Here is an 11,979-nt window from a genome sequence, read left to right as displayed (position 1 = left end):
CGAATCCCTCCCTCTCCGCCATAAAATTCCCTTACCCAGCAAGGCAAGCCGCAGCTGCTATTCGTCTAAGATGGTCAGCAACACCAGCGCCCTCATAGATTGCCGCTCGTAAGGGCCACAATGTCGGCACGTCGCTAACCAAATTAACTAGTTTCACCAGCATTCGGACGATACCCAGCCTCGCGTGCAATTCGGCCCAGGACGCCTCGAACAGTAACGTCGAGTTGTCCGCCTTCCGAATAATCCGCAGGAGCGACATAATTCGCCCGGTCTTCGGCGATGAGGCGCCCGATCTTGTTTTGCGTCGTCTGATTTGGCCATTCGCCCGGATCGAACACGGCGATAGCGCAACCGCCCTGGAAGCGCACCATTTTCATTGATGGGATGTCGGTATCGCCATCACCGATGAAAATCATTCTCTCGAACGGAACAGCGCGCTCCGACATTGGCACCCATCGATTGATAGCGACATTGTCCCAGGTGTTGCTGATCCCTTTGTTGATGCGGAAAAGGAACTGCGTTTTGTTGGTGTAATTAACCGCCACAGACGGCCAGATTGCCCGACCATCATGGTCGTAGGCGAAACCTGACGCGAAAATTGCTGCGAACTGCTCTCTGATTGAGCACCCCTCTATCATTTCACGCAGTCCCGACGAAACAACATAATGTTCGAGAGAGATTCGCTGCTCTCCTGCGAAAGTGTTCATGCGATCAAACCAAGAGATCACGCCGTCAAACAGGGGAAGCGCTGATCCGTGTGACCTCAAACGTTGGCGCGTCACAGGTTCACGCGACTTTCTCACCATCATCTGCATGTAGACGAGAATTTCATCACCGTCTTGTTGCTTGGTTTCTTCCTTCACTTCCTCCCAGAATTGCGAAGGATCAGCATATCCGATCTCCGGTAAATATGAATGCTGTTGCATCGATCCCGGCGAGAGTGTTCCGTCGAAATCGTAGACAATGGCCGCCCTGGTTGTTGTCTGCTCGTTCATAGTAGCCCCCTTGTTCACACACCCGTCAATGAATGGTCTGAACGTTGTTCCCTTCGCCGTTCATTGTCTCGAAACAGCGTAAGCATTTCACCACCGATCATTAAGATCGTCGAGACAATGCTTCCATGCTGTTTGCGCTAGGGAGCGGGGCATGCGCAACTGGCGCTGCCTGGGCTCGACTGATCGTGCCGGGATAATCCTTGGCACCCCTCTGGGGGCATCCTACGCGAGACCATCAACACCCGTTGGAGGTCTCGCATGGCAACGATCCGGAAGCTCAGGGGGCGCTGGCAGGCGCAGGTGCGTCGGCGCGGCATGAAGCCTCGTGCGAAGAGCTTCGATAGCAAGCTCGAAGCCGAGAAGTGGGCGCGTGATCTGGAAACCCAGGTCGATCGGTTCGGATCCGCACCGGATACCAAAATCCTCGAAAGCACGACGCTCGGTGATCTGCTCGAACGCTACCAGCGCGAGGTGTCGCCGACCAAGCGCGGCTCCCTCCAGGAGGTCCAGCGGATCGACGTGCTGCGGCGTCACGAACTTGCCCATCGAACGATGGTCGGACTGTCGCAGCAGGATATCGCGTCGTTCCGCGATGAACGCTTACAAAGCGTAGCTGCATCTACCGCGGTGCGAGAACTCGCGATCCTCAGCCATGTGGTCGAGGTCGCCATCCGTGACTGGGGGCTGCCTCTCAATCGAAACGTCGTGAAGATGGTGCGCCGTCCCGTGATACGCAACGAGCGCAGCCGCCGACTGACGGGCGACGAGGAACAGCGCCTGCTGGATGGCTGCGACACAGGCAAGACTCCGTGCCTCAAGACGCTGCTCATCGTTGCCATCGAGACCGGGATGCGCCGTAGCGAACTGCTCGGGCTGCGGTGGAGCGACATCTCGCACAATCGTCGTGTCGCAATGCTGCACATGACCAAAAATGGTGAGGGTCGCGAGGTGCCGCTGTCACAGCGTGCGTTTCAAGCACTCATGGACTGGAAAGAGGCCGCGCTGATAGATGTATCTACAATCTTTCCTCTGACTGCTGGCGCTCTGGAGCAAGCCTGGCGTCGCCTGCTTCTACGGGTAGCGATTGCCGATCTTCGTTTCCACGATCTGCGTCACGAAGCGGTGAGCCGTCTGTTCGAGCGTGGATTGAATGTCATGGAAGTGAGCAGCATTTCCGGACACAAGGAATTGCGGATGCTCAGGCGCTATAGCCATCTTCGCGCCGAAGACTTGGTCGAACGTCTCGGATAGATGCACGTCCTGCACGCAACGCCATGTTGTCATTCGCCCATAGGTTTGACAACATTGTCAACATATCGAGCTGAAAACACCGCGAAATGGCCTTCGGACGCCTCTCAGTGACAACAAAAATAGGTATTTAGGGCGTCAAACCGCAACACAATGTTGCGGTTTCTTTCCAAAATGTTGTCGTTTTCAGAGCCATTCCGTGAATTTTGCCGATGTGCCAACATCGAGTGCGCTCAAATACCTGAACCACAAACGCTGCTTGCCGTGAAGTTCTACGCCCATCGTCCGGATACAGAATAGATATCTTCCGCGCTGTCGCTTTCGTAGATGCATCTACCCCGCCAGCCTCGCAAAGCCTTGTGACACAAGGGTCAATATGTATTCGGTCCAGCAGTCGATCCGAACCCTGGCGAGGTCTGGACGAGAGCATCCAAGGCCGGAGGTCGCGACGGGTTGCTGATTGTGTCAGCCTTGACCGAACACACGCAGATATCCCGCAAGGATACCGGACGATGTTGGAAAGCGCCGCTCCATGTTGTGCGCGCTCGAACGAATACCGCGAATCCTCCTGCACACCGATCTTGGAGGGTAGAGGTTTGCGGCATGCCAGATCAGGGATGCCTCACTGCGCTGAGCAGCACGATGTCCTAGAGGGAAATGCCGACCTCGATGGGGATGGATCCGGTCACCACCGCACATCCCCGCCCCAATCCTCCCATGCCGCAGAAATCGACATAGAGAGTCCCTGGCGCGCTCCGTGCGTGTGGCGCTGTCCGACGCCAAGCCGGGGTCTGGAACGCACCGACGACCGCCCCTGAGCGCTGAGCCTGTATTGGTGTGAGGGTATTCGACGACCATACCGTCTAAAAGGAATCACCGGCTCGGAGAACCACATTCTGCTATTGCTGGTAGAATTTTAGCTTTACCGGAAGGCTAGAACCTCTCCGGAACGGAAATCTTAAAACCGGATCACGAGCGAAGCGAGTGGGCAAGGCCCGAAGGGCCGCGCAGGCGAGCGCCGGAGGCGCGAGTAATCTCTGCGTCTGTTTCGAGGTCACGGTTCCAATGCTTTCTTCTAACTTATATCAATTCTATAAAGATACATATATACATACAGCTATAGGGAGAAAAAGCACCGAAAACGTGACAGAATCTCGGCGCGCACGACTTGAAGCACTCCTATTTCATTCTCGCTATACAGCACTCATACCCATCTCAGAGGATGACAAAATGAGTGACTTTGAACCCATCCCTCCTACCGGCACGTCGCAGAAAACGACCGGCATCATCAGGCCGGGACTGAAGGCATATATTGAGGCGTGGCAGGAAAATCGCCGCAACTATATTCACGAGCAGATAGCGGCCGCGTCTGCTGCGGAATCTCGCAAGAAATACCGGGCAGCACGGGAAGCCGAGGGAAAGACGGTTCGCAGCTATAAACGTCACAACCATCTTCCTCAGCAGCCTCACGAAACTCGTCGCGATTACGAGTTGCGGTGCCATCGTGAGCGTCAGCAGGTCTATCGCGCCGAGGCTGATGCTCCGAAGCGCCCCAGGGCTGACTTGTCCAAGATGACCGAGGAAGAAAGGAAGGCTCATGTCCGCGAACTCGCGAACGCAAGAAAGAGGCGTGAGCGTGCAAAACCTCAGCTTGCAGTCGGTAACAGCGACATTCCGGCCCCCTCCAGTTGCGGTGACATCGAGTGGGGGATGTTTTGACGTTGAGTCCCGAACTGAGGCAGCGCCTACGCGCGATGGTCGAGAAGTATCAAAAGCGCCGGTCCAACATCATCTGGGCAGTGGATCGGTTCCCCTATCAGCAGTCACCGCTCGAAAAGCCTCGCGTGCGCGTCAAGGCAGGATCTCGCCGGCTGCGCACGGACTTGCATTGACGCCGAGGATTGGCCAGAGAACTGCAGGAAGGATCAGGGAAGCTCACCGGCTCGATCCGATGCTCACGCAACCTTTTGTAGCGTTGAACGCACCAGAGCCAGCCAGCGAGCTCCTGTGAGTCAACCAACAGCATCTTCGTGCCGGCTCCCCTTCAACGTGCGCAGCACCGTGCGGGGATGGATGCCGTATTGCGTGGCGACCGCCTCGATCGAGGTTGTTCCGTGCTCGATAGCAAGCCTTGCCTCCTGACGCTGCGTCATCGCCGGTCGCCGGCCGATCCTGCAACCCCGAGCCCGAGCAGCCGCCATCCCAGCTTTCGTTCGCTCGCTAATCAGCGAGCGCTCGAATTCCGCCATCGCAGCGAGAAGGTGAAACAGCAGCCGCCCTCCGGACGATGAAGTATCGATCGCTTCGCTTAGCGACCGGAACTCGACCTGACGGGCACCGAGATCCGTGACGAGCCGAATAAGATCGATCAATGATCGCCCTAGCCGGTCCAGCCTCCACACGACCAGGGTGTCATCGGGGCACAACTCATCGAGAGTTGCGGCGAGACCAGGTCGCTCAAAATCGGCACCCGAAATCCCTTGATCCGTATGAACCCGCGAGCAGCCAGCGGCTTGGAGCGCTGCCAGCTGAAGGTCAAGGTTTTGCTCGCTGGTCGAAACGCGAGCGTATCCGATCATTTCCATGTCCACCTGCCGGCACCGAGAGGTAGGGATTTCGGTGCATTTTCAAAGAGATGATACCCGGCAGAGGCTTGACGAAAAGGAACCCTTTTGTGCGGACAGGGGATTTCTGTTGACCGTGAAGCAGGCCCTTAGGAAATCAGATACTTACAAGAATTCAGCCCCCAGCAGTGAAGCTATGACGGAGGGGTTCCCTTTCGTGCGGCAATATCTTGTCGTCGCGAGGGAGGGACAATGAGTATCTCAGTCATTATCGCACTGGTTGGCTTGGGACTCATGGTGGTGTTCATGCTGTCCGTCATGCCTGGAAATTCAGCGGAAAGCCGGATGGAAGAGCAGCTCAACGCTATTCCAGACTTCACGCCCTCGGTTAGCTACAAATCTTCCATGTGCAAGAATGCGATTGCGATCGACATCGACCGTGAAAAGATCGCTGTGCTGCTTAATCCGATGAAGCTGAGGCAGTTGGAGGCCAAACCATCGGTATATGGATTCTCTGATCTTATGGCCGTCGAGCTTGTCCGAGATGGCGCTTCGGTGATCAAGACGCAGCGTGGCAGTCAGATTGCAGGCGCTGCGGTAGGCGGTGTTCTGCTCGGGCCTGCCGGGCTTATTGTCGGCGGTCTATCTGGTTCTAAGCGCCAAGAGAGCAAAATCGAGAAGCTATCGATCAAGCTCTATGCAAACGACATGATGACGCCCGTTCAAGAGCTATTCTTCCTGGATTTCCCTGGCACCGGCGTTGACCCGCAGCAAATCCAACCAATCCTTCGTGACCTGGATCAATGGTATGGTCGGCTTCGCGTGATCGTCGAGAGTAAGAAGACGGTTCGCGCTTGAGGACCGGTCCATCAATCCGGAACAGGTATCGGTAGACCCATGTTAGGGTCAACGCCACCTACCACAACGCAGGGAGTGCTCGCCGGCTGGTTCAATGCTACCGCTGCAGTCCCTACAGCAGAGAACACACTGGAGCCAGTCAGTGAGCATCTCTGTGTCAAACACAGCTACCCTGCGGCGCTCTCGTTCAACCCTCTGATAACTTCCACGAGCTTCTTTGTCCTGTCGAAGTCAAAGACCTGCTGCGGCCCTTCCGGTGCGACATCGATGAAGGGGCTTTCGTAGAGCAGGCTGGGATCCATGATGCCTTTCTCCGTCAGGTGCTCGATCACCATGTCAATGAACTCGATCTGGTCGGCAGTAGCTCCGCTGTCGGAAATGAAACCGGAGAACGCTTCCGCAACTGCGGAGCGGTCGAGGCCAACCAGCGAACGAACGAAGGCGCCAAAACCACTGGCGACTTCCGTGGCCTTCTCCAGATGCTTTGCGTCACCTATTCCAGCAACCAGCAGCATGGACTGAAGCTCTTCTATGTCGATCGGCGTCAGCGGCTTGCCATGACGAAGTTTGGCGATGACGATGTGATCTTCGTGTTCGCGCAGGAAATGCCGCGCCTTGCGCTTGAACCGGGCGAAATCGACCTCACCAACCTCCGGCAGATCGATTTCTGCGCTCGCACCAAGCTCGTCCTCGAAGTCGGTGTAGACGATCTTGCGCTTGCCCTTCTCGATATGCTGCACGAGACCGCGAAGCCTCAACCGCACCCGTTCGAGCAGCGGCACCGTGATGCCTTCCCACCAGGGATCGGAAAGGATTTCTAGGATTAGCGGGTGCTGGGCTGCGATGATCGGGATCGCCGTCTGTTCGTCCAGTGCAGAAGCGATCTCGATCAGTTGCTTTTTCAACCGGTCGAAGCTTTTTGAACCCTTGAGCAGCGCCAGTTGGAGATTGAAGATCAAGAGGTCGAAGCGCTTCGCTTCTTCCAGCTCGCTCCTTATCTGGCTCGGCAGTGGAGCGACTGCGCCGACCAGTTCCTCGCGAACCTCATCTGTGAGAGACGTCCAGGCTTTCTCGGTCTGGTATTTCTCGACAAGCCTGCGTTTACCCCGAACAATGAAATTGTCGAGGTTCATGGCCCCGACGTAGGTCTTGAGGAATTCCAGCGCGTCGTCGCGGATGGTGGGCTCGTCGAGAGGCTTGCCGTCACCGGCGTCATAGCCCTCCTGATCCGGCTCGGACATGCCGGTAACATCGGCCCTATGCTTTTCGTCGAGCGCCCGCACCAGATCGAAGCGGGCGGCAAACAGGCGTTCGTTCAGGCTCCTTGCATTCTTGCCCTCGTCAGGCTGCGGGTTCTGGCGGAAGAATTCGAGGTTCTGGCAATAGTCGAAGACGCGGAAGAACTCCTTGTCCTCGCCGGGACCGAAAAGATCGGGGCAAAGCCGTGTTCCACGACCGATGATCTGCCAGAACTTCGTCTTTGAGCGGATCAGCTTGAACAGAACGAGATTGACCACCTCCGGCACGTCGATGCCGGTGTCGAGCATGTCGACGGAGATGGCGATGTGCGGGTTGTCGTCCTTCTTGGAAAAATCGTCGATCAGGCTTTGTGCATACTCGGTCTTGAAGGTGATGACGCGGGCGAAGTGGCCGGCCAGGTGCGGATAGGCGCGGTTGAAGCGCTCCTCGATGAATTCCGCGTGGCTCTGGTTCTTGGCGAAGACGATCGTCTTGCCGAGCCGATCGCCGCCGGCGACCTTCAGCCCTTCGGTCATGACATGGGCCAGAACCTTGTCGACAGTGTCGGCGTTAAACAGCCATTTGTTGATCGCTTCGGCGTTCACGCTGTCGGGTGGGTCGCCATCCTCCTCGTCCCACTCCAGCATGTCCCACTGCTCTTTCTCCTCGTCGGAGAGATCGTCGTAGCGGATGCCTTCGCGCTGGAACTTCAGCGGCACGGAGACCGAATGCGGCGGCACGAGATATTCGTCCTCCACCGCCTTGTCGAGCGAGTAGGCATCGGTCGGCACGCCGTCCTCAAGATCGAACAGGCCGTAGGTGTTGCGGTCGATCTCATCCTTTGGCGTGGCAGTCAGGCCGACCAGCAGGCTGTCGAAATAGTCGAAGATAGCGCCATAGCGCTGGTAGACCGAGCGGTGCGCCTCATCAATGATCACGAGATCGAAATGACCGGCGCCGAAACGAGCCTCGCCAGCCTTGCGCTCGTCGATCAGGTTCATCATCGTCGGGTAGGTGGAGAGGAAGACGCGGCCTTCGGCGTTTTTCTCCGTCACGAGATTGACCGGTGAGGCGTCGGGCAGATGCGTCTTGAAAGCTTTCACCGCCTGGTTCACCAGCGCTACCCGATCGGCCAGGAAAAGCACGCGCTTGACCCAGCCGGCGCGCATCAGGAGATCGACCAGCGCGATCACCGTGCGCGTCTTGCCGGAGCCCGTCGCCATCACCAGCAGGCTCTTGCGCTGCTTGTGGCTCTCGAAGGTCTCCGCCACGCGGGAGATGGCGCGGGTCTGGTAGTAGCGACCGGCGATCTGCTTGTTGACGGGAAGCCCCGCGATTGGCCTGCGGCTGGTGCGCCGCTGGATCATCAGCGCCAGCTCGTCCTTCATATAGAAGCCGGAAACGGCGCGCTGCGGATAGGCCGTATCGTCCCAGATCCAGTGCTCGTAGCCGTTGGATGTGAAGATGACCGGCCGCTGGCCAAACTGTTTTTCCAGGCAATCGGCATAGAGCTTGGCCTGCTGCTGGCCGACGCGGGGATCGCGTTTGGTGCGCTTGGCCTCGATGAGCGCCAGCGGCTTGCCGTCGTCGCCCCACAGCACATAGTCGACGAAACCCTTGCCTTCATTGTTCGGCATGCCGTCTACCGGAAACTCTCGGTCGCGCGGCTGGTCGAGCTTCCAGCCGACTTCCTTCAAAAGCAGGTCGATATAAAGGTCGCGGGTCTCAGCTTCGGAATAGTCGTGATGATCGGGCCGCGCCTCGTTCTCGCGGCGGGCGGCCGCCACCTCAGTGCGCAGGCGCTTCAGTTCGGCGTCGAGATTGGCCTTGTCGCGTAGCATGGTCTCGAAGGCGGCGTCCTTCGCCTCCATCTCGCCCTTCATACGGGTGGCGGCGCTTCTGGCGCAGTTGATCGGCCTTATCCAGGATCGCCGCAATCCGCTTCTGCTCATCGAGAGGGGGGAGGGGGATCTCGAGAGACCGCAAGACGTCGAGAGTGATGCCCTTAACTGTCGCTCCCGTCGCCATGCGCTCTAGGAAGGGACCGTTCGCCAGCAACGCATGGAGAAGGTATCGGACGGATACACCAGGAGTCGGAAACAGCGCTTTTAGGTCTTGGTTAATTGCCATAGCCACGGCATTAATTGCTGCCTTGCCGACGGCCATGCGGGTCGGCACCAAGATACTGCCCGCAGGTATTACACTGGTGGCAGAATTAGCAACGCCTGCCTCCGTTATGCTGTCAACTGTTTGGGTGATGTCGGTTGTCTTGAAATCTTTGACAGAAGCCCATGGTATCGAGCCGTCCCAATACTCGGGAATATCTTTGCTAGGTGTGCCGCCACCACGAATTTTGACCAGTTCCCCAAGGCGAGCAACAGGAATATTCAAAGCATCCCCTCCAACTCCCTCAACCCCGCCGCAATCTCGTCCTCCAGCTTCAGCAGTTCCGCAATGATCTCCTTCGGCGGCCGATGCTCAACCACCTCATGCAGCACTTCCTTGTAGCGGTTGAGCGACAGGTCGTAGCCGGCATCGGCGATCTCCTCGCGCGTCACTGTAAAACTTTGGCCGGTGCGCGGGTTATCGCGCTCGGTGCCGTTGCGTTCCGTCCAACGGGCGACGACATCCGGCAGATTGTTCTTCGCGTGCTCGCCTGCGGTGAGCTTCTCCCTTGGCACCGGGCCGAATTTTTCTTCCGGCACCAACATCTGGCGCTTGTCGTCCAGGCTCATGCCGTCGGCCTGCAGATCGTAGAACCAGACGTGATCCGTGCCGCCGGAATTGGTCTTGGTGAAGAAGACGATCGCAGTCGACACGCCGGCATAGGGCCTGAACACGCCTGACGGCAGCTTAACGATGGCGTCGAGCTTGTGATCGTCGACCAGCATCCTGCGGATCGCCTTATGCGCGGTGGACGAACCGAACAGCACGCCGTCCGGCACGATCACCGCCGCGCGCCCGCCAGGCTTCAAGAGCTTCAGAAACAGCGCCATGAACAGAAGCTCGGTCTTCTTCGTCTTGACGATGGCGAGCAGGTCGTTGGCGGTCGTCTCGTAGTCCAGCGAGCCGGCAAAAGGCGGGTTGGCGAGGATCAGCGAATACCTGTCGGCATCGTCGCCATGGCTGGAGGAAAGCGAATCCCGGTAGCGGATATCGGCGCCCTCGACGCCATGAAGCTGCATGTTCATCGAGCCGATGCGCAGCATGGTTTGGTCGAAATCGTAGCCGTGGAACATCGTGTCATGGAAATGCCGGTTGAGCGACTTGTCCATGAACAGCTTCGAATGATGCTCGCGCAGATATTCGCCGGCGGCGACCAGAAAGCCGCAGGTGCCGCTCGCCGGATCGCAGATCACATCCTGCGGCGTCGGCTTGGTCAATTCCACCATCAGCCGGATGATATGGCGCGGGGTGCGGAATTGTCCGTTCTGTCCCGCAGACGCGATCTTGCTCAGCATGTATTCGTAGAGGTCGCCCTTGGTGTCGCGATCCTCCAGCGGGAGGTCCGCCAGCATGTCGACCACCTTGGCGAGCAGGCCCGGCGTCGGGATGGTGAAGCGCGCGCCTTTCATGTGCTCGGCATGAGCCGTGCCTTTTTCCGCCATTTCGCGAAGGAATGGAAACACGCTATCCGACACGATGAAGAACATGCGCGCCGGGTCATCGTTCTTGAAATGCGACCACCGCAGCATGGCATAGGTGATCTCTTCCTTGATCTTGCCCGTCTCGTGATCACGCACGGTGCGATAGACGCCTTCAGGAAAGATCACCCGCTCCATCGGCTGGCCCAGCATGTTGGCCTTGTTCTCTTCGCGTGTCTGGATGTCGTCGAGCCCGCGCATGAACAGCAGATAGGTGATCTGCTCGATCACCTCGAGCGGATTGGCAATCCCGCCCGCCCAGAAGGCGTTCCACACCTGATCGACCTTCGAGCGAATTTCACCTGTGAGCATGTTTGCGTATTCCAGATCTCTTTCGAATCACTTTTGACACTAAGCCATAGCTCCATGCTACAGAATGCATGCGGGATCGAAATTGTGGTGGGGTTGAATGAGTTCTGAAGAGCCGGCCGGCCGAGTTGTAAAGATATTCATCACCGGACAGGATCCGCGAAGCCTGCGAACAGTGGAGCTCGACAACTGGACTGGTGTTGCAATCACCGGACAGCCGGAGTTTTTCAAGAAAGCTCTTGAGGCCGAGGTTCTTAGTCGCTCCTGCGTTTATCTGCTTATTCGCTCGAGCGCAGATGACGACTTACCGGAAATCTATGTCGGTGAAAGCGATGATTTTTCCCAGCGCTACCTCACCGGAAAGTTCCCCATCGACTTCGACTCCTTTCTGATTTTCACCAGCAAGGATGACGCTCTGACGCGAGCACATGTCAAATGGCTCGAACTTGAGTTGTGGTCCATCCTGAAGGGTAACCGCGGTAAAGTTGTCGTGGCCAACACGAATAAACCCACCGGCTCGAATTTGCCACGCGCAGACATCGCGACCATGCGAACGTATCTGAGCAACACGATCTACGTTCTCGAAGCGTTGGGGTATGATCTGTTCTCGGTTCAAGAACGGACATCCGTATCTCCGTCGACGAAACAGACTGATGCGCAGCCCAGCGAGATCACTGGTCTGCGTTTGGACCTCTACTCGATGCTTCCCAGGCGGCCTGATGACCACGCGTTTCTGCGGTATGAGAATGGCGCATATACACTTTTGCAGGATTCAAAGATCAATGCGAAGGTGACTGAAAGCCTGCCAGCGAATGTCAGGAAGCTTCGGGATCAACTGATCGCGGAGGGTGATCTGGTCGACCATGGAGATTACCTTCAACTTTCACGCGATATACCCTTCTCAAAGCCTTCCCCGGCCTCCGCACTCGTCAAAGGCAGGAGTTCCACCGGATACATCGACTGGATGAGAAAGAGTGATGGCGTGCCGTTGGGCGCCGTTCTTGGGATGGTAGCGGCAGGGCAAGCCCTTGAAGATCCGGCACAGTGAGGCCACTACGGAGCGGCCCGTTGCGCAGGATTGCTGCGCCCCTTCTGCCGCTATCTAGTGCGCCGCGCCGGCAC

Annotated in this window: 9 protein-coding genes; 4 read left to right on the top strand and 5 right to left on the bottom strand. The window is 57.5% G+C overall.

Annotation, left to right across the window (positions count from 1 at the left end; all coding sequences use genetic code 11):
- Positions 1 to 143: 143 nt before the first annotated feature.
- Positions 144 to 995, bottom strand: coding sequence for an HAD family hydrolase (locus NA8A_RS23745; protein ID WP_009452991.1), 852 nt, complete (start codon positions 993 to 995; stop codon positions 144 to 146).
- Positions 996 to 1,253: 258 nt separating this feature from the next.
- Between NA8A_RS23745 and NA8A_RS23740 the strand changes: the two genes are divergently transcribed.
- Together NA8A_RS23740 and NA8A_RS23735 are read left to right on the top strand one after the other, a co-directional pair.
- On the top strand, positions 1,254 to 2,246 hold the full coding sequence (locus NA8A_RS23740; RefSeq protein WP_009452990.1) for an integrase: 993 nt from the start codon (positions 1,254 to 1,256) through the stop codon (positions 2,244 to 2,246).
- Positions 2,247 to 3,473: 1,227 nt separating this feature from the next.
- A complete protein-coding gene (locus tag NA8A_RS23735) occupies positions 3,474 to 3,962 on the top strand; it encodes a hypothetical protein (RefSeq protein WP_009452989.1) in 489 nt (162 codons plus the stop codon).
- A gap of 293 nt (positions 3,963 to 4,255) precedes the next feature.
- Here NA8A_RS23735 and NA8A_RS23730 read toward each other — a convergent pair whose 3' ends face one another.
- Positions 4,256 to 4,828 (bottom strand): recombinase family protein, encoded by a 573-nt coding sequence (locus NA8A_RS23730; protein WP_009452988.1) that lies wholly within the window; start codon positions 4,826 to 4,828, stop codon positions 4,256 to 4,258.
- Between the two features lie 231 nt (positions 4,829 to 5,059).
- On the opposite strand from NA8A_RS23730, the gene NA8A_RS24520 reads away from it, so the two are divergent.
- Positions 5,060 to 5,665, top strand: coding sequence for a hypothetical protein (locus NA8A_RS24520; RefSeq protein WP_009452986.1), 606 nt, complete (start codon positions 5,060 to 5,062; stop codon positions 5,663 to 5,665).
- Positions 5,666 to 5,832: 167 nt separating this feature from the next.
- Here NA8A_RS24520 and NA8A_RS23715 read toward each other — a convergent pair whose 3' ends face one another.
- Genes NA8A_RS23715 through NA8A_RS23710 form a run of 3 tightly spaced genes read right to left on the bottom strand, consistent with a single transcriptional unit; the run spans position 5,833 to position 10,860 of the window.
- On the bottom strand, positions 5,833 to 8,775 hold the full coding sequence (locus tag NA8A_RS23715; RefSeq protein WP_240532851.1) for a type I restriction endonuclease subunit R: 2,943 nt from the start codon (positions 8,773 to 8,775) through the stop codon (positions 5,833 to 5,835).
- Positions 8,693 to 9,295 (bottom strand): restriction endonuclease subunit S, encoded by a 603-nt coding sequence (locus tag NA8A_RS25610; protein WP_009452984.1) that lies wholly within the window; start codon positions 9,293 to 9,295, stop codon positions 8,693 to 8,695. The genes NA8A_RS23715 and NA8A_RS25610 overlap by 83 nt, the downstream gene beginning before the upstream one ends.
- Positions 9,292 to 10,860, bottom strand: coding sequence for a type I restriction-modification system subunit M (locus tag NA8A_RS23710; protein WP_009452982.1), 1,569 nt, complete (start codon positions 10,858 to 10,860; stop codon positions 9,292 to 9,294). Before NA8A_RS23710 ends, NA8A_RS25610 begins: the two co-directional genes overlap by 4 nt.
- Before the next feature lie 97 nt (positions 10,861 to 10,957).
- On the opposite strand from NA8A_RS23710, the gene NA8A_RS23705 reads away from it, so the two are divergent.
- Entirely contained in the window at positions 10,958 to 11,905 is a 948-nt protein-coding gene (locus NA8A_RS23705) for a DUF4357 domain-containing protein (RefSeq protein WP_009452981.1), read from the top strand.
- Positions 11,906 to 11,979 lie beyond the last annotated feature (74 nt).

The sequence above is a fragment of the Nitratireductor indicus C115 genome (genome assembly GCF_000300515.1).
GTDB lineage: Bacteria > Pseudomonadota > Alphaproteobacteria > Rhizobiales > Rhizobiaceae > Nitratireductor > Nitratireductor indicus.
This window is presented reverse-complemented; position numbering and strand designations above follow the sequence as displayed.

Bases quoted from the DNA above. Each gene is read 5' to 3' on its own strand.
- NA8A_RS23730 (WP_009452988.1), bottom strand. From the start codon at position 4,828: ATGGAAATGATCGGATACGCTCGCGTTTCGACCAGCGAGCAAAACCTT.
- NA8A_RS23705 (WP_009452981.1), top strand. From the start codon at position 10,958: ATGAGTTCTGAAGAGCCGGCCGGCCGAGTTGTAAAGATATTCATCACC.
- NA8A_RS23745 (WP_009452991.1), bottom strand. From the start codon at position 995: ATGAACGAGCAGACAACAACCAGGGCGGCCATTGTCTACGATTTCGAC.
- NA8A_RS23715 (WP_240532851.1), bottom strand. From the start codon at position 8,775: ATGGAGGCGAAGGACGCCGCCTTCGAGACCATGCTACGCGACAAGGCC.
- NA8A_RS24520 (WP_009452986.1), top strand. From the start codon at position 5,060: ATGAGTATCTCAGTCATTATCGCACTGGTTGGCTTGGGACTCATGGTG.
- NA8A_RS23740 (WP_009452990.1), top strand. From the start codon at position 1,254: ATGGCAACGATCCGGAAGCTCAGGGGGCGCTGGCAGGCGCAGGTGCGT.
- NA8A_RS23710 (WP_009452982.1), bottom strand. From the start codon at position 10,860: ATGCTCACAGGTGAAATTCGCTCGAAGGTCGATCAGGTGTGGAACGCC.
- NA8A_RS23735 (WP_009452989.1), top strand. From the start codon at position 3,474: ATGAGTGACTTTGAACCCATCCCTCCTACCGGCACGTCGCAGAAAACG.